At 69.3% G+C, this 21,348-nt stretch carries 21 protein-coding genes and 1 tRNA gene; 10 read left to right on the top strand and 12 right to left on the bottom strand.

Annotated features, from left to right (window positions below; all coding sequences use genetic code 11):
- Positions 1-88 precede the first annotated feature (88 nt).
- Positions 89-859, top strand: a complete 771-nt coding sequence (locus AB0M47_RS09360; protein ID WP_363410980.1) for a fused MFS/spermidine synthase — start codon at positions 89-91, stop codon at positions 857-859.
- Here the strand turns inward: AB0M47_RS09360 and AB0M47_RS09355 are convergent.
- Positions 849-1,274 carry a helix-turn-helix domain-containing protein gene (locus tag AB0M47_RS09355; protein WP_363410977.1) on the bottom strand — a complete coding sequence of 142 codons (426 nt, stop codon included), beginning with the start codon at positions 1,272-1,274 and terminating at the stop codon, positions 849-851. The genes AB0M47_RS09360 and AB0M47_RS09355 overlap by 11 nt on opposite strands.
- 47 nt (positions 1,275-1,321) lie before the next feature.
- On the opposite strand from AB0M47_RS09355, the gene AB0M47_RS09350 reads away from it, so the two are divergent.
- The gene (locus AB0M47_RS09350) at positions 1,322-2,173 is read left to right on the top strand and encodes an NAD(P)H-binding protein (protein ID WP_363410974.1); all 852 of its coding nucleotides are present in this window, start codon (positions 1,322-1,324) and stop codon (positions 2,171-2,173) included.
- Between the two features lie 41 nt (positions 2,174-2,214).
- On the opposite strand, the gene AB0M47_RS09345 is transcribed toward AB0M47_RS09350, so the two are convergent.
- From AB0M47_RS09345 to AB0M47_RS09320, 6 genes are all read right to left on the bottom strand, one after another.
- Positions 2,215-2,874, bottom strand: a complete 660-nt coding sequence (locus AB0M47_RS09345; protein ID WP_253755357.1) for a response regulator transcription factor — start codon at positions 2,872-2,874, stop codon at positions 2,215-2,217.
- Positions 2,875-2,883: 9 nt separating this feature from the next.
- Positions 2,884-3,660, bottom strand: a complete 777-nt coding sequence (pstB, locus tag AB0M47_RS09340; RefSeq protein ID WP_360005385.1) for a phosphate ABC transporter ATP-binding protein PstB — start codon at positions 3,658-3,660, stop codon at positions 2,884-2,886.
- A gap of 32 nt (positions 3,661-3,692) precedes the next feature.
- A complete protein-coding gene (pstA, locus tag AB0M47_RS09335; RefSeq protein ID WP_363410970.1) occupies positions 3,693-4,766 on the bottom strand; it encodes a phosphate ABC transporter permease PstA in 1,074 nt (357 codons plus the stop codon).
- Positions 4,763-5,821 carry a phosphate ABC transporter permease subunit PstC gene (pstC, locus tag AB0M47_RS09330; protein WP_363410967.1) on the bottom strand — a complete coding sequence of 353 codons (1,059 nt, stop codon included), beginning with the start codon at positions 5,819-5,821 and terminating at the stop codon, positions 4,763-4,765. Before pstC ends, pstA begins: the two co-directional genes overlap by 4 nt.
- Positions 5,822-5,948: 127 nt before the next feature.
- Positions 5,949-7,049, bottom strand: a complete 1,101-nt coding sequence (pstS, locus tag AB0M47_RS09325) for a phosphate ABC transporter substrate-binding protein PstS (protein WP_253755363.1) — start codon at positions 7,047-7,049, stop codon at positions 5,949-5,951.
- Between the two features lie 203 nt (positions 7,050-7,252).
- Positions 7,253-7,648: a hypothetical protein gene (locus AB0M47_RS09320; RefSeq protein WP_363410964.1), complete on the bottom strand. Its 396-nt coding sequence runs from the start codon at positions 7,646-7,648 to the stop codon at positions 7,253-7,255.
- An 81-nt stretch (positions 7,649-7,729) separates the two neighbouring features.
- On the opposite strand from AB0M47_RS09320, the gene AB0M47_RS09315 reads away from it, so the two are divergent.
- Positions 7,730-8,254 (top strand): histidine phosphatase family protein, encoded by a 525-nt coding sequence (locus AB0M47_RS09315; RefSeq protein ID WP_253755367.1) that lies wholly within the window; start codon positions 7,730-7,732, stop codon positions 8,252-8,254.
- A 194-nt stretch (positions 8,255-8,448) separates the two neighbouring features.
- Here AB0M47_RS09315 and AB0M47_RS09310 read toward each other — a convergent pair whose 3' ends face one another.
- Positions 8,449-9,651: a S8 family peptidase gene (locus AB0M47_RS09310; protein WP_363410961.1), complete on the bottom strand. Its 1,203-nt coding sequence runs from the start codon at positions 9,649-9,651 to the stop codon at positions 8,449-8,451.
- Positions 9,652-9,990: 339 nt separating this feature from the next.
- Here AB0M47_RS09310 and AB0M47_RS09305 point away from each other — a divergent pair, with 339 nt between their 5' ends.
- The gene (locus AB0M47_RS09305; RefSeq protein WP_363411068.1) at positions 9,991-13,215 is read left to right on the top strand and encodes a lamin tail domain-containing protein; all 3,225 of its coding nucleotides are present in this window, start codon (positions 9,991-9,993) and stop codon (positions 13,213-13,215) included.
- Between the two features lie 368 nt (positions 13,216-13,583).
- Positions 13,584-14,732, top strand: coding sequence for a S53 family peptidase (locus AB0M47_RS09300; RefSeq protein WP_363410958.1), 1,149 nt, complete (start codon positions 13,584-13,586; stop codon positions 14,730-14,732).
- Positions 14,733-15,042: 310 nt separating this feature from the next.
- Here the strand turns inward: AB0M47_RS09300 and AB0M47_RS09295 are convergent, their stop codons facing one another.
- Positions 15,043-15,603, bottom strand: coding sequence for a dihydrofolate reductase family protein (locus AB0M47_RS09295; RefSeq protein WP_363410955.1), 561 nt, complete (start codon positions 15,601-15,603; stop codon positions 15,043-15,045).
- 168 nt (positions 15,604-15,771) lie between these two features.
- Here AB0M47_RS09295 and AB0M47_RS09290 point away from each other — a divergent pair, with 168 nt between their 5' ends.
- The 4 genes from AB0M47_RS09290 to folP all read left to right on the top strand — a co-directional run bounded on the left by AB0M47_RS09290 (position 15,772) and on the right by folP (position 18,537).
- Complete coding sequence (locus tag AB0M47_RS09290; RefSeq protein WP_363410952.1) at positions 15,772-16,248, top strand: hypothetical protein; 477 nt, start codon at positions 15,772-15,774, stop codon at positions 16,246-16,248.
- A 7-nt stretch (positions 16,249-16,255) separates the two neighbouring features.
- Positions 16,256-17,455 carry a GNAT family N-acetyltransferase gene (locus AB0M47_RS09285; protein ID WP_363410949.1) on the top strand — a complete coding sequence of 400 codons (1,200 nt, stop codon included), beginning with the start codon at positions 16,256-16,258 and terminating at the stop codon, positions 17,453-17,455.
- Between the two features lie 42 nt (positions 17,456-17,497).
- Positions 17,498-17,570: transfer RNA gene (locus AB0M47_RS09280), tRNA-Gly, on the top strand.
- A 70-nt stretch (positions 17,571-17,640) separates the two neighbouring features.
- Positions 17,641-18,537, top strand: a complete 897-nt coding sequence (gene folP / locus AB0M47_RS09275; protein ID WP_253755375.1) for a dihydropteroate synthase — start codon at positions 17,641-17,643, stop codon at positions 18,535-18,537.
- Between the two features lie 414 nt (positions 18,538-18,951).
- Here folP and AB0M47_RS09270 read toward each other — a convergent pair whose 3' ends face one another.
- The gene (locus AB0M47_RS09270) at positions 18,952-19,491 is read right to left on the bottom strand and encodes a helix-turn-helix domain-containing protein (RefSeq protein WP_363410945.1); all 540 of its coding nucleotides are present in this window, start codon (positions 19,489-19,491) and stop codon (positions 18,952-18,954) included.
- Positions 19,492-19,584: 93 nt separating this feature from the next.
- Here AB0M47_RS09270 and AB0M47_RS09265 point away from each other — a divergent pair, with 93 nt between their 5' ends.
- Positions 19,585-20,403 carry an NAD(P)H-binding protein gene (locus AB0M47_RS09265; RefSeq protein ID WP_363410942.1) on the top strand — a complete coding sequence of 273 codons (819 nt, stop codon included), beginning with the start codon at positions 19,585-19,587 and terminating at the stop codon, positions 20,401-20,403.
- Here the strand turns inward: AB0M47_RS09265 and AB0M47_RS09260 are convergent.
- Positions 20,327-20,809 (bottom strand): DUF4267 domain-containing protein, encoded by a 483-nt coding sequence (locus AB0M47_RS09260; protein WP_363410939.1) that lies wholly within the window; start codon positions 20,807-20,809, stop codon positions 20,327-20,329. The two genes, AB0M47_RS09265 and AB0M47_RS09260, sit on opposite strands and share 77 nt — an antisense overlap.
- A gap of 36 nt (positions 20,810-20,845) precedes the next feature.
- Positions 20,846-21,292: a DUF1772 domain-containing protein gene (locus AB0M47_RS09255; protein ID WP_363410936.1), complete on the bottom strand. Its 447-nt coding sequence runs from the start codon at positions 21,290-21,292 to the stop codon at positions 20,846-20,848.
- Positions 21,293-21,348 lie beyond the last annotated feature (56 nt).

Raw genomic sequence — 21,348 nt, 5'->3', positions numbered from 1 at the left:
TAGCGGCAACCCCCAAACGCGTGCCGACAGATGGTTGTGTGCGGGTCGGCTCGACGGAACGTTGAGCTGTTCGGCCTAAGCTGGCGGCGTGGGGGATGTCTACGTCATCGAGACCGGGGTCGTCGAACTCGTCGAGGACCCCGACGAGCCGGACGCCTGGACGCTGGTCGTCAACGGCATGCCGCAGTCGCACGTGAACCTCGCCGACCCGGTGATGATCGCGTTCGACTACGTCCGCCGATCGCTCAAGATGGTCGAGCTGACGCTGCCCGCCGGGCCGTTGCGCGTACTGCATCTGGGCGGCGGCGGGCTGAGCCTGCCGCGCTGCCTGTCGCTACTGCGGCCGGGCAGCGAACAGACCGTCGTCGAGATCGATCCGCTGCTGGCCGACCTGGTCGCCGAGAAGCTGCCGCTGCACCCCGACTCCGGGATAACCGTCACCATCGGCGACGCCAAGGACGCGCTGGCCGCCGCTGCGCCGCAGGAGTACGACCTGATCATCGCGGACGTCTTCACCGGGTCGGCGGTCCCCCGGCACGTGACGAACGCCCAGTTCGTGAAGCTGGCGGCGGCCGCGCTGGCACCTGGCGGGCTGTATCTGGCAAACGTGATCGACGGCCGGCCGCTGATCTTCCTGCGCGGCCTGATCCAGGCCGTCCGCGACGCGTTCGGTGACACGGTGGTCGCCGCGGAGGAAGACGTCTTCGCCGAGCAGCTGCGCGGCAACTTCCTGGTCACGGGCTCGGACCGGGATCTGCGCGTGCTGACCGAGCTGCCCGAGGACGACCCCTACGACCTCGTCGTCAAGCGGGGCAAGGAGTTGAGCCGGTTCCTGGCCGGGGAAATGCCTAACCGCTGATCTCGTTGCCGGGGTGGGCGAGGTCGTAGGCGTCGCGGGCTTCGGCGATGACCTCCTTGTGCGCCGCCGACCAGTCGGTGAGCTGCCGGACCAGGTGGGTCAGGCTCGCGCCGAGCTCGGTCAACCGGTAGTCGACCTGCGCGGGGACCGTCGGATAGACCGTGCGCACCACCAGGCCGTCGCGCTCCAATCGGCGTACCGACAGGGTGAGCATGCGCTGGGAGATGCCGTGGATCGCGCGCTGCAGTTCCCGAAAGCGCCGCGGCCCGCTGGCGAGTTCGACGATCACCAGCACCGACCACTTGTCGCCGAGGCGCGCCAGCACGTCGCGGATGCCGCAGTCCGGGTGGTCCTCGTGCCCGCAGGGTTCCAGGTCGGCCACCAGGGTGGTTACCGCGGTGTGCGTCACTGACATCAAACTGCCTCCTTGTCGCCGCTGTGCGGGCATCTCAGGATCGAGACATGACTGACACGATCTTGGTGACCGGGGCGAGCGGGAATCTCGGCCGGGCCACCCTTGCAGCGTTGCACGCCCGTGGCGTCGCGGCGACGGGCGGCAGCCGTACGCCGGGTGCTGGGATGCGCCGCGTCGACTTCGCTGATCGCTCCACACTGGAGCTGACCGGGGTGGCGACGCTGGTGCTGGTCTCGGCCGGGTACGCCGAGGACGACGAGGTCGTCGAGCGGCATGCGAACGTCGTGGCGGCGGCGGCCCGGGACGGTGTGCGGCACCTGGTCTACACCAGCCTGACCAGCGCCGGGGACCACCTCGCCTTCGCCTTGGCCCATCGGGCGACCGAGCGGCTCGTGCAGGCGAGCGGCGTACCGTGGACGATCCTGCGCAACGGGCTGTACGCCGAACTGTTCGGTGCGCTGCTGATGTGGGCCGGCGACGGGGTGGAGTCGGCGTACGCGGACGGGGCGCTGGCGGCGGTCACCCGGGCGGATCTGGCGGAGGCGGCCGCGATCGTCGCCGCCGATCCGGCTCGCCACGCCGGGCGCACCTACGACCTCGTCGGTACGCCCATCACGGCCGCGCAGGTGGCGGACCGGCTCGGGGTGCCGCATCGGGCGATCGGCCTGGGCGAGCTGCGCCGTCGGCTACTCGGGCTGCCGGAGCTGCTGCCGTTCCAGCCGCCGATGATCGCGTCGATCGCGTCCGGCGTACGCCACGGCTTCCTGGCCGAGCCCGGCCCGGACCTGGCCGACCTGCTCGGCCGGCCGGTCCAGGATCCGCTGACGATGGCGGTGGCCGCCGCGTCGGCTACCCGGCCCGCGGTCGCCGGGCAGCCGCAGGCGGTCCTGCGTCCGTAGCCGTCGGCCATCGCACCGCCAGGCGAAGCACGAAGCCCGCCTCAGGCGGGTGGCACCAGCCGGTAGCCGACGCCGCGGATGGTCAGGATCAGCTTCGGGTCGTGCTGATCGTCGCCGAGCCGCTGGCGCAACCGCTGCACGTGCACGGTGACGGTATTGGAGTTCTGGACTCCGCCCCACACCGCGTCGTGGATCTGTTCGCGTGTCACCACCTTGTCGGCATTGGACATCAGCAGTTGCAGCAGCCGCAGCTCCCGCATCGGGATGCGGACCGGCTGGCCGCGTAGCTGCACGGTGAGGCTGCCGGGATCGAGTTGCAGTTCCCCGACTTGCAGCAGCGGCCCTTCGGCGGGCATCGCCCGCAAGGCGAGCAGCATCGGCAGCAGTTCGCCGATGCGGTAGGGCCGGGCGACGCAGGCGGCGGCGCCGGCCGCGAGGGCTTCGGCCGCGGCCGGGCCGTCGCCGTCGGACACGCCGAGCACCACCGGGATGCCCGTCCGCGACGCGAGCGTACGCACGAAGGCGGCGCCGCCGATGGTGGGCAACGCGGTCGCGGCGAGGACCGCGTCCGGGTGCTCGGCACCGGCGATGAGCAGGGCCTCAGCCCCGTCCGAGCAGGTGATCGCGCGAATGGCGTGATCACCTAGCTCGTCTGCGACCCGGGACGCCACCTCCGGATCGGGATCAGCGACCAGCAGCACGACCACAGGTCACCCGAAGCGACCGGTGATGTAGTCCTCGGTCCGCTTCTCTCCCGGGTTCGTGAAGATCTTGGAGGTCACGTCGTACTCGATGAGGCGGCCCGGGTCACCGGTCTGCGAGATCGAGAAGAACGCGGTGCGGTCGCTGACTCGGGCGGCCTGCTGCATGTTGTGGGTCACGATGATGATCGTGTAGTCGTTCTTCAGCTCGAAGATGAGGTCCTCGATCGCGCCGGTGGAGATCGGGTCGAGCGCCGAGCAAGGCTCGTCCATCAGGACGACCTGCGGCTCGACGGCGATCGTGCGGGCGATGCAGAGCCGCTGCTGCTGACCGCCGGACAGGCCGGCGCCCGGCTTGTTGAGCCGGTTCTTGACCTCGTCCCACAGGTTGGCGTGCTTGAGCGCCTTCTCGCAGGCGTCGTCGAGGGCGTTCTTCTTGCGCAGGCCGTTCAGGCGCAGCCCGGCGACCACGTTGTCGTAGATCGACATCGTGGGGAACGGGTTGGGGCGCTGGAAGACCATGCCGATCGAGCGGCGTACCGCGGTGACGTCCACGGCCCGGTCGTAGATGTCCTGACCGTCCATGGTCAGCCGGCCCTCGACCCGGGCGCCCGGCAGCACCTCGTGCATGCGGTTGATCGACCGCAGGAACGTCGACTTGCCGCAGCCCGACGGCCCGATGAGGGCGGTGACCGACCGGGGCTCGATGGTCATCGTGATGTCCTCGATGGCCTTGAACTGTCCGTAGTACGCGGTCACCCCGACCGCTTCGATGCGCTTCGCCATTGTCCTTTTCCTTCGAGTCCTCGTCGGCGCGCTCAGCGCTCGAGCTTGCTACGGCGGGCCAGCAGCTTCGCCGCGATGGTCAGAATGAGCACGAGCAGAACCAGCGTCAGTGCCGCGGCCCAGGCCCGAGCCGGGGCGTACTTGCTCGCCGAGCCGGCCTGGTCCCAGATGTAGATCGCCAGCGACGACTGCTGACCGATGACCGGGTTCGTGTTGATCGAGTTGAAGCCGCCCGCGACGAGCAGGACCGGGGCCGTCTCACCGCAGGCTCGGGCGACGGCCAGCATGACGCCGGTGACGATGCCGGGCAGCGCGGTCGGCAGGACGACCCGCATGATCGTCTTCCATTTCGGGATGCCCAGGGCGTACGAGCCTTCGCGCAGGGCGTCGGGCACCAGGCGGAGCATCTCCTCGGTGGAGCGGGTGATCGTCGGCAGCATCAGTACGCTCAGCGCCAGCGACGCGGCGAAGCCCGAGTAGCCGGGCTTGCCGTCCGGGCTGTACAGCGGGTACACCACGTACACCCAGAAGGCCAGGATGAACAGACCGGCCACGATGGACGGGATGCCCGTCATGACGTCGACGAAGAACCGGATGATGTTGGCCAGCCGGCCCCGGCCGTACTCCACGATGTAGATCGCGGCGCCGACGCCGAGCGGCACGGTGATGAGCGTGGCGATGCCGGCCTGCTCCAGGGTGCCGATGATCGCGTGGTACGCCCCGCCGTTGGCGTCGAAGGCGGTGATGCCGTTCATCGAGTGGCTGAAGAAGTCGCCGTCCATCCGCTCGATGCCCTTGCTGACCAGCGTCCAGGCCACCGACAGCAGGGGCAGCAGGGCCAGGATGAACGCCGAGTAGATCAGCGAGCTGGCGATGCGGTTACGCGCCGCCCGGCTGCCCTCGACCTGCCGGGCCGCCAGCCACAGCAGGAACAGGTAGAGCACGACGGACGCGATGGCGGTCAGCACGATGCCGCCGCCGAGCAGGCCCCCGGCGTACACGAGGAGATAGCTGAGCAGCACGGAGCCGGCGGCGACCGCCCACGGCGCCCACTTCGGAAGCCGGCGGGCCCGCAGGCCCGTGACCGGCGCGGACAGGGTGGTCATAGCGCGCTCCGGAACTCACGACGGCGGTAGATGATCGCGCGGGCGATCATGTTGACGACGAGGGTGATCGCGAACAGCACCAGACCGGAGGCGATCAGCGCGCCCCGGCCGGTCTCGCCCGCCTCGCCGAAGCGGTTGGCGATGTTGGCCGCGATCGAGTTGCCGCCGACGCCGATGATGTCGAACGACACGTTGAAGGCCGCGCTCAAGGTCATCGCCAGGGCGATGGTCTCGCCGAGCGCGCGGCCCAGGCCGAGCATGACCGAGGCGATGATGCCGGGGCGCCCGTAGGGCAGCACCGCGACGCGGATCATCTCCCACTTGGTCGCACCCAGGGCCAACGCCGCCTCTTCGTTCATCTTCGGCGTCTGCATGAAGACCTCGCGCGACAGCGAGGTGACGATCGGCAGCACCATGATGGCCAGCACGATCGAGCCGAGCAGCGGCGATTTGCCGTAGGGGCCCTCGCTGGCGAAGAACGGCAGGAAGCCCAGGTACTCGTGCAGCCACGCGGACAGCTCGCCGACCGGGCCGACCAGGTACTCCCGGCCCCACAGGCCGAAGACGATGCTGGGCACGGCGGCGAGCAGGTCGATGAGGAAGCCCAGTGCAGTGGCGACTCGTCGCGGCGCGTAGTGCGACAGGCACAGCGCGATGCCGAGCGCGATGGGCACGGCGATCAGCAGGGCGATCGCGGCCGTCACGATGGTGCCCCAGGCCAGTGCGGCGATGCCGAACACCGACGGCGTGCTGTCGGGATACCAGGTCTTCTCGGTGAGGAAGTTGACGGTGTCCGTCTTGATCGCCGGGATCGCCTTGGCGACCAGGAAGGTGGCGATCGCGATGATGATGACGAGCACCATGAGGCCGGAACCGGTGGACAGCGAGCGGAAGACGCCCTCACCGCCCCCGAACCGGCGACGGCGCCCGAGGTTCACCGCGGCGGTGTCACGCCCACCGGACACGCGGTGGTTCGTGACCGAGGCCTTCTCGGTCGAAGCCGGCTTCGGATCCTGCTGATCCTGCCGATTCGAGCCCAGGGTTGGAGGGTTCATAGTCGTTCGTCTCATCACTCTCGGGTGGCGCCTGACGAGGACGTCGTTTCGTGGGCGGTGGTGCTACGCGGTGTGCCCGACGGGAGGTGTGAGGAGACCTCCCGCCGGGCGGCGGTGCGATGGTGCGTCAGCTCAGTGCGGCGATCGAGGCCTGGACCTTGGTCTGGACCTCGGTCGGCAGGGCCGCGTAGCCCAGCTGGGTGAGCTTGGTCTGGCCGTCGCCGGCGGCGTACTTGAGGAAGGACTTCAGCAGCGCGACCTTGTCGGCGGCGGTGCCCTTCTCGCAGACGATCTCGTAGGTCACCAGGACGATCGGGTACGCGCCCGCGGCCTTGGTGTTGTAGTCGATCGACAGCTTGAGGTCGTTGCCGGTGCCCTTGACCTCGGCTCCGGCGATCGTCTTACCGGCCGACTCGCTGGTCAGCGCGGTGTACTCACCGGCGGCGTTCTTGATCTTCGCCTTGTTCAGGCCGTTGGCCTCGGCGAACGACCACTCGACGTAGCCGATGGCGCCGTCGGTCTTCTTCACGGCGGCGCTGACGCCGTCGCTGCCCTTCTCGCCCTGGCCGCCCGGGGCCTTCCACTCCTTGGCGTTGGAGTAGGTCCACGCGTCGGCGGCGGACTTCGAGAGGTACTTGGTGAAGTTGTCGGTGGTGCCCGACGACTCGTTGCGGTGGATCGCCAGGATCTTGGTGGCCGGCAGAGTCGCCGACGGGTTGTCCGCCTTGATCTCCGCCGCGTTCCAGGTGGTGATCTTGCCGGCGAAGATGCCCGCCAGGGTGGCCGGGCTCAGCTGGAGGTCGCTCACGCCCTGGACGTTGGTGACGATCGCGATCGGGCCGATCACCAGCGGCAGGTGGATCGCCTTGCCGGTCGCGCAGCGCGCGTCGGCCTTGGGCTGCTCGTCGTCCTTGAGCGCCGAGTCGCTGCCGGCGAAGTCGGCCAGGCCACCGGTGAAGGCGGTGACGCCCGCGCCGGAGCTGGTGCCCTGGTAGTCGACGGTCGCGCCGGAGCACTTGGCCTGGAAGTCCTTGACCCACTGCTCCATGGCGTTCTTCTGCGCGGAGGAACCCTGGGCGGTGAGCTTGCCCGTCGCGCAGTCGCCAGAGGCGGCCGAAGAAGAAGAGTTGCTCGGCGTACCCGAGTTGTTGTCAGTGCCACACGCCGCAAGCGCGAGCGTCGCGGTCAGCATGACACCGGCGAGGATGCCGTGCCGCTTGAGCTTCACGTCTGTCCCTTTCGAGGGGGTTGCCGGCCGCACGCCCGCCGAGGTGTGGCGGGGACCGGCCGGATCGCTTGATTTCCGACTGCGGTCAACGTAAGCGCGGCAGGTAGCCGCTCACCCCGAGCTGAGTGAACGAAGGGTGAACAGGTGAACGGTCGAAGGTGACATGACCAGCGGAAATTAGTCCGTTTTGTTCATCGCTGGGGCTAGAAGTGCCGCGGTGTCACGCATCGCCAGGACGGCGGTCGCAGCGGCGAAGCCGAGGTCTGCACGGTGACCTGACGGCACGGCGTACGCACGTAAAGCCGTCCCGGCAGCGGCCCGGTCAGCACGATGCCCCCGAGGGAGGGCTCGAAGCGCAAGTCGTCGACCAGCATCGCCCGTACGCCGTCAGGGTCGTCGACCTCCCAGTCACTGACCTGATGAAAGAGGAAGCGGACCGGAAAACGCAGCCGCCGAGAACCCAGGTAACCGGCTCGATTACCGGTCACCGCCAACTCCGTACCCAGGTCACAAAGGGTGGTCAGATCCAAGAAGGCGTCGTCGAGCCAGGGCTCGATCCGATCGATCTTGACCACCACGGCGAGCGTGCGATCCCCCACACCGGTCATCTTCCCGCGACAAGGCCGTCGTTTTGGCGTTTTCCGGATGCGTACCCCGTTCGGCTGGGGCAAGCTGACGGCATGACCGCCCGCACGCTCGTGCTTCTGCGCCATGCCAAGGCCGATCGCCCCAGCGGGATCGCCGACACCGACCGGCCCCTGACCGATCGAGGTCACGCCGACGCCGCCGCGGCCGGAGCCTGGCTGCTGGCCAGCGGACACGTCCCTGACCTGGTGCTCTGCTCACCAGCCCGGCGGACGAGGCAGACCTGGCACTCCGTGGCGATCGCGCTCGGCGGCGCGGGCTCGCCGAAGGTGCAGTACGAGCGGGAACTGTACGACGGTGAACTCGCCGAGGCACTCGACCTGATCGCGGCGGCTGCCAAGGAATCAGCGGCCGAAGCGTCGGCCGGCAAGTCGCACACCATTCTTCTCATCGGGCACAACCCGACGATCTCCCAACTGTCGGCGGCGCTGGACCAGGCCGGGCAGGCCGACTCCGACGGGCTGCGGACCAGCGGGATCGCGGTGCACGAACTGCCCGACGAGTGGCACGCCGGAACGGTCGCTCCGCTCCGAGCCACCCACACCGCTCGCGCCGACTAGCGCCGCGCTCGCTCCCACTCCGCGCCGCTCGCGCCCCGCGATGCGCGTGATCATTGAGGCCGCGCCGAGCGTTCCCGGCGCGCAGCGAGGGACCGGGCGCCCCGCTCGCGCACTAAGCGAGGCGCCCGGTCCGGATACGCGGCGACCCCAGGAATGTCAGCCGCGCACCCCCCAACCTCGGGGAGGGGGTGGGGTCAGGAAACGAAGAGCAGACGGTTCGGGGAGTTGGTGCCGGCGCTGGTCACGACGCCGGTCGTGGCGTTGGCGATGAGGGCCGCGGCCACCTGCGACGGGGTGTACGCCGTGTTGTTGGCCAGGATCAGGGCGGCCGCTCCGGCGACGTGCGGGGTGGCCATCGAGGTGCCGCTGATCGTGTTCGTGGCGGTGGTGCTGGAGTACCACGACGAGGTGATGCTCACGCCGGGGGCGAAGATGTCCAGGCAGGAGCCGTAGTTGGACCAGGAGGCCTTGGCGTCGGTGCTGCTCGTCGCGCCGACCGTGATCGCCGTGCTGACCCGGGCCGGGCTGTAGTTGCAGGCGTTGAGGCCGTTGTTGCCCGCCGCGATGGCGTACGTGACGCCGGAGGTGATCGAGGCGGCGACCGCGTTGTCCAGCGTGGTGCTGGCGCCACCGCCGAGGCTCATGTTGGCCACGGCCGGCTTGATCGCGTTGGACGTCACCCAGTTGATGCCAGAGACGACGCCCGCGGTGGTGCCGCTGCCGGAGCAGTTGAGCACGCGTACGCCGACCAGCAGCACGCCCTTGGCCACGCCGTAGGTGCTGCCGCCGATGGTGCCGGCGACGTGCGTACCGTGGCCGTTGCAGTCGGTCGCGTTGCTGTCGTTGTCGACGAAGTCGTAGCCGCTGCTGGCCCGGCCGCCGAACTGCGAGTGGGTGGTGAGGATGCCGGTGTCGATCACGTACGCGTGCACATTGGATGCCGTGGTCGAGTAGGTGTAGGTGGTGCTCAACGGCAGCGCCCGCTGGTCGATGCGGTCGATGCCCCAGGTCGCGCCGGTCTGGGTGGCGCCGGCGGTGTAGTACTGGTTCTGCTCGACGTAGGCGACCGCGGGATCGGCCGCGATCCGGGCGGCGGCGGTGGCCGACCCGGCGAACTCGTAGCCGCGCACGGCCGAGTTCCAGGTACGCACGGAAGAGCCGCCGAACCGGCCGGTCAACCGGGAGGCGTTGGCCGAGACGGCGGCGGTGGAGACCGAGCCGTCCTTGAAGACGACCAGGTAGCTGCCGGGGACGGCGGTGGGGCTGCCGGCGTACCGGATCTGGCCGCTGGGCGCGGCGGCGGCGTTGGTGGTTCCGGCGAACGTCACCACGGCCGTGACGGCGACCGCGGCCAGCGGCAGTACGCCGCGGCGGAGTTGTGCGAGGACCTTGTTCACGGACTATCTCCTCCTCCGGATGGCGCGCGGAACCGGCCGGGCGGTGACCCGGTACCGTCCGAACGCCTTAGGTGATTGCGGGAGATTAATCCCTCACGCGAGTCGCTGTCTATATCTAAAAAGTTGTATGTCTCAAAGGAATCATCCACATTGTGACCAGGGCGAAAGGAGGCGATTCCGAGTTTGGATTCATCTACTGGAAAGGCATACGTCGACTGCTCCCCACTGGACTCACGGCCCGTACGCCTTTAAATTCTGGGAGTTACCCCCGCGTCCACTGGAGGACCCCACGTGCGCACAAGACGCGCCCTGATCAGCCGCGCCGCGGCCGGACTCGCCGTGGCCGTGAGCCTGGCCATGATCCCGGCCCCGGCTCAGGCGGCGACCCCCACCGACCTGTTCATCTCGGAGTACGTCGAGGGCAGCTCGAACAACAAGGCCCTGGAGTTCTTCAACGGCACCGGCTCGGCCATCGACCTGGCCGCCGGGGCGTACAGCGTGCAGATCTACTTCAACGGCGCGACCACCGCCGGCGCGACGATCAACCTGACCGGCACGGTGGCCGACGGCGACGTGTTCGTGCTGGCCGCCGCCTCCGCGTCGGCGACGATCCTCGCGGTCGCTGATCAGACCACCACGGCGTCGCTCTACAACGGCGACGACGCCATCGTGCTGCGCAAGGGCACGACCGTGCTGGACTCGATCGGCCAGACCGGCGTCGACCCCGGCACCGAGTGGGGCACCGGCCTGACCAGCACCGCCGACAACACGCTGCGGCGCAACGCGACCGTGATCGCCGGGGACGTCGACCTCACCGACGCGTTCGACCCGGCCGCCCAGTGGACCGGCTACGCCACGGACACCTTCGACGGGCTCGGCGCGCACGCCGTGGACGGCAGCGGCGACCAGCCCGCGGCGCTGTCCTGCGGCGGGACGCTGACCGTCAGCCAGGGCCAGGGCGGGGAACGCGTCGTCACCGCCGTGGACGCCGACGACCAGATCACCGACCTCGCCGTCGCGGTGAACCCCACGCCGGTCGCCGGCAGCGTCTCGCGTACCAGTCTGACCGCGGCCGGTGAGGTCGGCGGGACCGCCAGCGCCACGATCACCGTGACCAGCGACGTGCCCGCGGGCTCTTATGCCGTGACCGTGACCTCCACCGACGCGAGCGGGACCACCGCGACCTGCACGTTCACCGTCACGGTGACCAAGGTGTACACCGTGGGCGAGATCCAGGGCTCGACCGGCGACGCGGAGAACCCGCGCACCGACCGCTCGCCCTTCGCCCCGGCCAGCGGAAACGGCACGAGCTCGACGCTCTACGACATCCGCGGCGTGATCACCCAGCGCACCCTCGCGCGGACCTCGGCCGGCGCCGACCAGAACGGCTTCTTCCTCCAGTCGCGCAAGACCGACACCGACGGCGATCCGACCAGCTCGGACGGCATCTTCGTGTTCATGGGCTCGTTCACCTCGCTCATCGGCGGCTACGTGCCGGTCGTGGGCGACGAGGTCGTGATCCGCGCGCGGGTCTCGGAGTACTTCTTCATGACCCAGCTCACCTCGGCCTCGCTGGTCAGCAAGCTCGTCTCCGGGGTCGACGTCCGCGACCAGGTCGCGGTCACCGACGCCAAGCCCCCCGCCGACTCGGCCGCCGCGGATCGCTTCTGGGAGCGGCACGAGAGCGAGCAGATGAGGGTACGCGCGGGGAGCGCCGTCACCGGGGCGCGCGACGTCTTCCGGTCCACCTTGGACTCCGAGGTCTGGCTGATCGACCGGGACGATCCGCTGATGTCGCGGGCCGACCCGTACACGCGCCGGGTCTACCGTGACCCGCACCCGATGGACAACGACCCGCTGCACTTCTTCGACGACGGCAACGGCAACCGGATCCTCGTCGGCAGCCTCGGCGTGAAGGCCAGCACCCACGACAACACCACGCTGGTGCCCCCGGCCAGCGACTTCGACCTTGTCCAGTCCGACGCGGTCGGCGGGCTGATGTACAACTTCGAGAAGTACTCCATCCAGCCCGACGCCATCGCGTTCACCGACGGTCCCGACCCGGCCGGCCTGGCCGCGCCGCGGGCCGCCGACCGGAACGAGGAGTTCGCGGTCGCCACCTTCAACGTCGAGAACCTCTACGACTACCGGGACGACCCGTTCGACGGCTGCGACTTCACCGGCAACTCCGGCTGCCCCGGGGTCAGCCCGCCGTTCGACTACGTCCCCGCGTCGGAGTCGGAGTACCGGGCGCACCTGAGCGGGCTGGCCATACAGATCACCGCCAACCTGCACTCCCCCGACCTGCTGCTCGTGCAGGAGGCCGAGGACCAGGACATCTGCACCGTTACTGATGGCGCGCTGGTGTGCGGCGACACGAACAACGCCGACGGCAAGCCGGACACGCTGCAGGACCTCGCCCTGGCGATTGCCGCAACCGGCGGACCTGCGTACGACACGGCTTTCGACCGGGACGGGGCCGACGCGCGCGGGATCACCTCAGCGTTCCTCTACCGGACCGACCGGCTGTCCCTGGCCGCCCCGGCGTCGGTGCTCACCGCCACTCCGGGTGTCGTGTACCGCGCCCCGGATCTGGCGTACAACGCGGACACGTCCAACCCGAAGGCGCTGAACGCCCAGCTGCCGTCGGACGTGGACACCTCGACCGGGGTGGACGGCTCCAACGTCTACACCCGGGCGCCGCAGGTGGCCCGGTTCACCGTCGCCGCCCGGCCGGGGTCTGCTGAGGGTCTGACCCTGTGGGCGGTCAGCAACCACTTCTCGTCCACCCCGGACGCCCGGGTCGGGCAGCGGTCCGAGCAGGCCGCGTACGGGGCGGCGATCGTCAAGGCCATCCAGGCGACCGACCCGGCCGCCCGGGTCGTCTACGGCGGCGACCTGAACGTCTTCCCGCGCCCCGACGACCCGATCGCGACCTCGGACTCCGACACCCCGTCGGACCAGCTCAAGGCGCTCTACGACGGCGGGCTCTACAACCTGTGGGAGGTGCTGGCGGCGGACGTACCGGCGTCGGCGTACTCCTACGAGTACGAAGGCCAGGCGCAGACGCTGGACCACCTCTGGGTCACCGGCCCGCTCTACGACGACCTGATCCAGATGCGGGCCGCGCACGTCAACGCCGGCTACCCGGCCGACTACGACGGCGACGGCGCGCACGGCGTCAGCGACCACGACCCGCAGGTGGCGCTGTTCGCGTCGCGGGCGCAGCTCACCGTCGCCGACGTGACGGTCACCGAAGGCACCGGAACCGGCCAGACGCGTACGCCGCTGACGTTCACCGTCAAGCTGAGCCGGCCGCTGTCGCAGCCGCTGCCGCTGTGCGCCGTCGCGTACCGGATCACGGCGTCCCCGTCGAACGACTTCGACCCGGTGCTGACCTGCGCCGTCGTGGCCGCCGGCCAGACGACGTGGACGGTGTCCGTGCCGGTCGTGGCGGACAAGCGCAAGGAGGGCACCGAGAAGCTCGGGCTGTTCGTGACCGGGCTGCCCTCGGTGGTCTACACCAACTCGGTCGCCGTCGGCACCATCCTCGACGACGACTGAGGTTCTTGCTGCACCACCGTTTTTAGCGCTGGATCAGGGATCCGGGTCGAATCATGGAGCATGATTCGACCCGGATCCCTGATCTGTTGGGCGGGTCGTCGGGACGCCGGAGATGACAGTTCCGTCATCAGCTCGTCCTTTCAGGACGGTCGATCCCGATGCCGCCGCGGATTCCGTGCCGTCGCGTACGCGGCCGGCAGACCCTCTGACCTCACCGGATTCGACCGCCTGGCTGGGCCGTCTGACGGTTAGGAGGGCAGCCATCGCGACAACGTGTGGGCCGAACCGACGACCTAGATGATCACTCTATACAGGGCTCCCACCGACGGATATGAATCCGTCATACCCCCAACTCACGGAGGCCCTGTATGCGCATTCTGCGTACGGCGCTGGCGACGCTGTTCACCGCGACGATCGCCTGTGCACTTTCCCCATCCGCTCAAGCGGCGCCCTCCCCGGTCGCCCTCGACCACCGGTCGGCCAAGGTCTGCGCCGCCGCCGCTCCGGGCACGGCGACATGCCATGCCTGGGTGCGTACCGACGTCACCGCGGCTGCGGTCCCGGCCGGATTCGGGCCGAGCGACCTGCGGGCCGCGTACAACCTGACCGGCTCGGGCTCGGCCAGCCAGACGATCGCCATCGTCGACGCGTACGACGACCCGACCGCCGAGGCGGATCTGGCCACCTACCGCTCGACGTACGGCCTGGCGGCGTGCACCACCGCCAACGGGTGCTTCAAGAAGGTCGACCAGAACGGTGGCACCAGCTACCCGCACCGCAACACCGGATGGGCCCAGGAGATCTCGCTCGACCTGGACATGGCCTCCGCGATCTGCCCGAACTGCAAGATCCTGCTCGTCGAGGCGAAGAGCAACTCGTTCGCCAACCTCGGCACGGCGGTCAACTACGCCGCCACGCACGCGACCGTCGTCAGCAACAGCTGGGGCGGCGGCGACGCGGCCGACTCGACCTACGGGTCCTACTTCAACCACCCGGGCGTTCCGATCACGGCCAGCTCCGGTGACAACGGCTACGGCGCGTCCTACCCGGCGACGTCGCAGTACGTCACAGCGGTCGGCGGCACCCACCTCGTCATGAGCGGCGGCGCGCGCAGCTCGGAGACGGTGTGGAGCGGCGCCGGGTCGGGCTGCTCGGCGTACAACACAGCGCTGTCGGCCCAGTCGACGTTCGACACCGGCTGCGCGAAGCGGGCCGAAGCAGACGTCGCGGCGGTCGCCGACCCGAACACCGGCGTCTCGGTCATGTACAACGGCGCCTGGTACATCTTCGGCGGCACCAGCGTCTCCGCCCCGATCATCGCCAGCGTGTACGCCCTGGCCGGCAACGGAGCCGGCACCACTCCGAACTACCCGTACCAGCACGCGGGCAGCGCGAACTTCTACGACGTCACCTCCGGCAGCAACGGCAGCTGCCCGACGGCGCAGTGGTGCACCGCACGTGCGGGCTGGGACGGACCGACCGGTGTCGGCACGCCGAACGGGACCGGCGGCTTCTGATCCTTACTCCTCCCCGAAAGGGGCGTTGGATCAGGGTTCCGGGTCGAATCCAGGCTCAGGATTCGGCTCGGGACCCTGATCCAACGCTTCGCCTCGCGCCGTTGGCGTCCCGCCTTCTGGAACAGATCACGGTTATGCATGCTTCCGCAGCCGGATTTGGCCTGCGTAACCGTGATCTGCAGCTAACCGGCGGCGCAGCCGACCGTGCGAGCGCGCGGCGCGGGAACGGGCCCGCCGGGGCGGGCGGCGTCAGCGGGCGGCGCAGCCGGCCGTACGGTCGGCCCGGGAGCGGCCTGCCGGACGGGCGCCGTCAGGGGGCGGCGCGGGTGTAGCGGGTGAACAGCAGCTCGCCGTCGGTCAGCAGATGTGCCAGCTCCATCCGTTGCGGCGGCGACGGCGGTCCGGCGGTGATGCGCGTACCGCCGGGGCCGGCCAGGACCGGGCTGATCGTCAGGCACAGCTCGTCCACCGCGCCGGCCGCCTCCAGCGTCCCGACCAGCGACGGACCGCCTTCGCAGAGCACCCGGGTCAGGCCACGTTCGGCCAGCCCGGCGAGCATGGTCGGCACGTCGACCTCGGTGTCTCCGGCGATGATCACGTCACGGAACCGGTCGCGGCCGGGTGCGGCGGCGACCGTCACGATGATCGCGTCGCCGAACGTGGCGGGGTCGAGGTCGAGCCGTCGTGTCACGATCGCCATCCGCGGCTGGACCAGGTCGTATCCCTCGGTGCGTACGGTGCCGGCTCCGACGAGCACGACGTCGGACGCCTTGCGCAGGACACCCATCAGCGCTTGATCGTTGGCGTTGCCCAGCCCGCCGGAGCGCCCGTCGAGGACGGCGGACCCGTCGGCCGAAGCGATGAAGTTCACCCGTACGCCGGGCGGCTGTGCGTACAGAGAGGAGAGATCAGCAGGGCCGCGAACAGGGAAGATTTGTTCCACCCGAGCAGGTTCTCACGAAACCGAACTCGTTCGGGCGATCTCCGTAGCATGATCATGTATCGACATCTGTCACATTGGTTCCTTACCATAGTGAACATGGCACGCACGAGAACCGTCGCCGGCGCCGGAACGATCGGCACCGCTCTGCTCGTCCTGCTGTTCGGTAGCCAGCCGATCGTCGAGTGGGTGAACAAACACACCCAGCCCGACGAGGCTTTCGGTTGGTTCATGCGGGTCCTGACCTGGCCACGTTGGGCTTTCGGCCCGGTCGACGGATCCGCCGGTTCGATGCGGCGGCTGCTCGCGGACGATCTGCGGGCACTGCTCCTGATCCTGTTCGTCGCGGTCATCCTGGCGGTCGGCGCGAAAACGGCCAGTGGGGTGTCCGCCTTCATCCTGGGCTGGGCGGCAGTGATCTTCGCCGCCGCGCTCGCCGCGTTCATCACCGCGTTCATCCTGGCCGATCCATCGCTGCTCAGTGCGCTGCAGCTGGCCGCGGCCGGATCTGCGTACGGGCTGTTCGCGGGGTGGATCGTCGGGGCGATCACCGTCACCGGCAAGGCCGCCGGATAATGACGGGGTGGCTCATGATCATGCCGAAATCGACCTCCGGGAGCTGACCGAGACCGACGCCGAGGCTGCCTGGCGACTTGGCAGCCTCGCCTTCGGGTATCACGACCGGACCATGCCGACCCAATTCGCCGACCAACCCGGCCGCGTCACCTGGGGCGCGTTCGACCGCTCCGGCCGGCTGCTGGCCAAGGCCGTCGACCGTGACCAGGGACAATGGTTCGGCGGACAGATCGTGCCGACCTCCGGAGTCGCCGGGGTGGCCGTCGCCGCCGAGGCGCGCCGGACCGGGCTGAGCCGGGCGGTCCTGACCCGATTGCTCGCCGGAGCCCGCGAGCGCGGAGCTGCGATCAGCACCCTCTTCCCCACGACGCCATTCCCCTACCGCCGCCTCGGCTGGGAGGAGGTCGGCGCGCTCACGTCGTACTCGCTGCCCACGGCGTCGCTGGCGACCGTGCGCGACTCCGGGCTCACGCTGCGGCCCGCGACCGTCGCCGACGTCCCCGGCATCTACGCGGCCTACGACCGCGTCGCCCGCACCGGCACCGGCCTCATGAACCGTTACGGCCCGCTGTTCGACACCACCCCCGAAGAACTCATCCAGGACTTCGACGGGCTCACGGTCGCCGTCGGCCCTTCTGGTTCGATCGACGGGTACGCGAGCTGGGAACGTGGTTCGGGCTACGACGAACGTGGCCGGATCACCGCGTACGACGTGATCGCCGCGACCGCGGAAGCGACCAGCGCCCTGCTGGCGATGTTCGGCGGGTGGTCCAGTGTCGCGCCGACGACGGTCTTGCGGCTGGCGTACCCGGATCCCTTGTGGTTCTTCCTCGCGAGCCCGCTGGCGAAAGTCGAGAAGCGACAGCCGTGGATGTTGCGGGTGGTGGACGCGGCGCGCGCGGTCGAGGCGCGGGGCTGGCCGGAGTTCGTGAGTGGCAGCGTGGACCTGGAGCTGGTCGACGCGGAGTGCCCGTGGAACGCCGGACGGTACCGGCTGGTCCTCGACGGCGGCCAGGCGCGGCTGGAGCCCGGCGGCACCGGGGCGGTTCGCGTCGGGCCGCGTGCCCTCGGCGTCTGGTACGCCGGTGCCGCCGCGCCCGACGCGCTGCGCCGAGCCGGCCTGCTGACCGGCGGAGACGCTCGGACGGACGCGTTCTTGCAAGCGGCGACGGCGGGACCGGCGCCGACCCTGCTCGACTACTTCTGAGCGCGGCTGTGTATAGTGAGCGACGTCGGCGCGAGTCGGCAGGCGGACGTAGCGCAGCTGGTAGCGCATCACCTTGCCAAGGTGAGGGTCGCGAGTTCGAATCTCGTCGTCCGCTCTCGCTCTTCTCTTGAAGCCCACCCCCAGGGTGGGCTTCAGTACTTTCCGCGCTGGTAACGTCGCTTGTCGTGACGATCTTTCTGCCGGAGCTCATTGAACCTCGCCGGGTCATCGCCGGGCGTACCTTCGACTTCGACCGGCAGGTCGCCGTCATGGCGGTGGTGAACCGCACTCCCGACTCGTTCTACGACAAGGGCGCGACGTTCGCCCTGGAACGCGCGGTCGAGGCGGTCGACCAGGCGATCCTGGAAGGTGCCGACTGGGTCGACATCGGCGGGGTGAAGTTCTCCCCCGACGGCCCCGAGGTCACCGCCGCCGAGGAAGCCGAGCGGGTGCTGCCGGTCGTGCTCTCCGCCGCGCGTACGCACCCCGGCACGGTCATCTCGGTCGACACGTTCCGGGTGGAAGTCGCCGCCGCCGCCCTGGCCGCCGGCGCGCACGTCGTGAACGACACGACCGGACTGCACGATCCGGCACTGGCCGACCTGGTCGCGGCCAACCCGCAGGCACAACTGATCATCACGCACAGCCTGGCCAAACCGCGTACGCACTTCCCCCGGCCGTCCTACGCCGACGTCGCCCGGGACATCGCGGCGTTCCTGCGGGACCGCGTCGACATCGCCCTGTCCCGAGGCGTACGCCCGGAGCAGATCATCATCGACCCCGGGCACGACCTGAACAAGAACACCCGGCACACCCTGGAACTGACCCGGCGGCTCGACGAGATCGCCGCGGTCGGCTACCCGATGCTGGCCGCCGTGTCCAACAAGGACTTCGTCGGGGAGACGCTGGACCGACCCCAGGGCGCCCGGCTGGAAGGGTCACTGGCCGCCGAAGTCGTCAGCATCCTGCTCGGTGCCCGCATCGTGCGTATGCACAACGTCCGCGCCGCCGTGGACGCCGCCCGGATGACCGAGGCGATCCTGGGCTGGCGCGAACCCGCCTACCTCAAACACAACGTCTGACCCTCCCCTTCCTCCCCACCCCCCGCCCTATCCCCGTTGATCATGGAGTTAACTGTGGTCTCGCCGGTGTGTCATGACCGGAAACCCCATGATCAACACGCCCGGGGGTAGCGGTCGGGGTGCAGCGTGCCGCAAGAGGGTCGCGCCGGGTGCGGCCGCGCCCGGCACACGCCGTCAGGGCGCGGGGCGCACGCCACCAGGGCGCGGGGCGCACGCCACCAGGGCGCGGGGCGCAGCGCTCGGGCGGGTTCGCACGCCACCAAACCACGGCAGGGCGCACCAGGGATGCGCACAGATAGAGGCCCCGCACGCAGTCAAGGACACGCGGGCACAACACCAGGAGCGGCGCAACGCAGCGCTCGTGTGGATACGCGCGTCACTAACGGCGGCGGGGCGCGCCATCCATAAACAGCACTAGGGGCGCATGCCGGCGAGGGCGAAGCCGAGCATCCGGTCAGCCTCCGCCGCCGACCCAGCCTCCCGCAGCCAGGCCGCAGCGTTCATCAGGGCGAACACGTCCTGCCCGCCGACGTCAGCCCGGATCTCCCCCACCTCCCGGGCCCGAGCGGCCAGCCCTTCCCCGATCTCCACCATGCGTACGCAGCTCGCATGCAACTCGGACGCCGAGTCGTCAGCCCCGCCGACGAGTTCGGCCGCCAATCCCTGGTACGCCGCAGCATGCTCGGTGACGGCACGAATCCACTGCTCCAACGCGTCCGCGGCGGATGAGGTCAGCAACCGATCACCCAGTTCGAAAAGGGTCTCGTTGCGTTCCCGAAGCAGCGCGCCGAGCAGCGCCCGCCGGTTCGGAAAGTGACCGTAGAGCGTCCCGATGGCGACCCCGGCCGAGCGGGCGATGCGTTCCAGTGGCGCGTCGACGCCGTGGTCGCGGAACGCCGTCTCGGCGGCCGTCAGCAACTTCTCGTAGTTGCGTTGGGCATCAGCGCGCGGCACCGGGTCCTCCTCAAAGCGGGGGTTGCTTAGTCGAGGGTACCTCAGGTTATATTCCGAGGGACCCTCGACTTACCTCAACGAAGGAGACGCCCCGTGATCCTCGTGACCGGCGCGACCGGCTCGATCGGCCGCCACCTCGTACGCCGCCTCACCGACCACAACGTCCAGTTCAAAGCGCTGGTTCGCCATGACCACGCCGACCTGGACTGCGACCGAGTAGTGGGCGACTTCGACAACCCCGCCTCGATCGCCCGCGCACTGAAGGGTGTGGACCGGCTGTTCCTCAACGGTGGTGGTGCGATCCCCACCGACGGGCCCCAACCGATGGTCCGCCAGCAGGTCACCGCGATCGACGCCGCCATCACCGCAGGAGTGTCCACAATCGTCAAAGTCTCGGTGTGGGGCGCCAAGCCGGGCGGGAAGCTGGCCGAGGGCGCGCACTGGGAGATCGAACAGCACCTGAAATCGTCCTCTCTGGCGTGGTCGTTGCTCCAGCCCAGTGGTTTCATGCAGAACTTCCGTACGGGAGCCGGAACGTTCACCGATGACGGCGCGCTGATCGGGCTGGCCGGCGACTGGCGGGTCTCCTACATCGACGCCTTCGACATCGCCGCGTGCGCCGCCGAACTCCTGATCAGCCCGCATCGCGGCAACGACACCTACGTGTTGACCGGGCCGGAGGCGCTGACGCAGGCCGAGATCGCGAAGAAGCTCGGCATCGGCACGCTCGATCTGACCGAATCGGAGATGGCCTCGCGGCTGACCGGGCTCGGCCTGCCCGCCGCGTTCGCTGCTGATGTTGTGGAACTGTGGCGCGAAGTGGCGGCCGGATCCCTCAGTGCGACGACTGACGGCGTACAACATCTGACTGGTCGAGGACCGCGATCCTTCGACGAATTCCTCGAAGGTTAGGAGCAGGCGTTTCCGATTGGGCCGCGCGGGTCTCGCGCATTAGCGACAGGCCGGTGACCACCATCAGGGTCGCGGTCAGGCAGTGGACGCCGAGCGCGGTGGCCAGGGAGCCGTGGTGGGCCAGCACGTTGGCCATGTCGCCGTACGCGGCGAGCGCCTCCACCAGCAGCACCCAGGCCAGCGCCCGGCGGTGGCCGGTCAGCAGCAGGACGCCCAGGACCAGGGCCAGGACGACGTCGCGGATTCCCTTGGTGATCAGGAACCCGCCGCCGTCGCCGGACGGCCAGTTCGGCAGGCCGTAGCCCGGCGCCGGCGTCTGCGGGTTCAGGATGTACTCCGTTCCGAACCAGAGGATGAAGAGGATGAACGTGGCGGCCAGGATGGTGTTGATCTTCTTCAACGACATCGTGCTTCTCCTGTGCGAGTAGGGGCTGCGGTGGCGTCAGGCGAGGGCGACGACTAGCAGGGTGAAAGCGGCGACCAGGACCGCGACGCGGACGTAGTGGTAGCGGTCCCACTGGTGCAGCTGCTGCTTCCAGTCGGCGGGCCGGTTTTCGGGGGTCCAGGTCTTGTTCCGGTTGTTGATCGGGACGAGCAGCAGGATCGACATGACCACGCTGACCACCAGCAGGCAGGCGGCGGTGATGACGAGTCCGGCGCCGTGGTGCTGCCATCCGGCGACCGCCCAGATGGCGCTGAGGATGACGGAGCCGATGTACCAGAACGGCATCACGGCGCCGAGCATCCGGCCGCCATGGGCGTGGCCGAGCTGGCCGCTGTCCTCGGGAAGTGCGTTCAGGATCCGGTTCATGATGACGGCGACGGAGAACTCCACCCCCACCAGCAGTCCGACGATCACGACGGTGACGACCTCAAGTGCGTTGAGCACGACAGTTCCTCCAGAAATCTAGCGTTGCTAGCGAACGAGGCAACGCTAGCAGTGTC

Source organism: Hamadaea sp. NPDC051192, from assembly GCF_040682475.1.
GTDB classification, from domain to species: Bacteria; Actinomycetota; Actinomycetes; order Mycobacteriales; family Micromonosporaceae; genus Hamadaea; species Hamadaea flava.
Note: the sequence above shows the minus strand (reverse complement) of the source record. Positions and strands in the feature narration are given on the sequence as shown.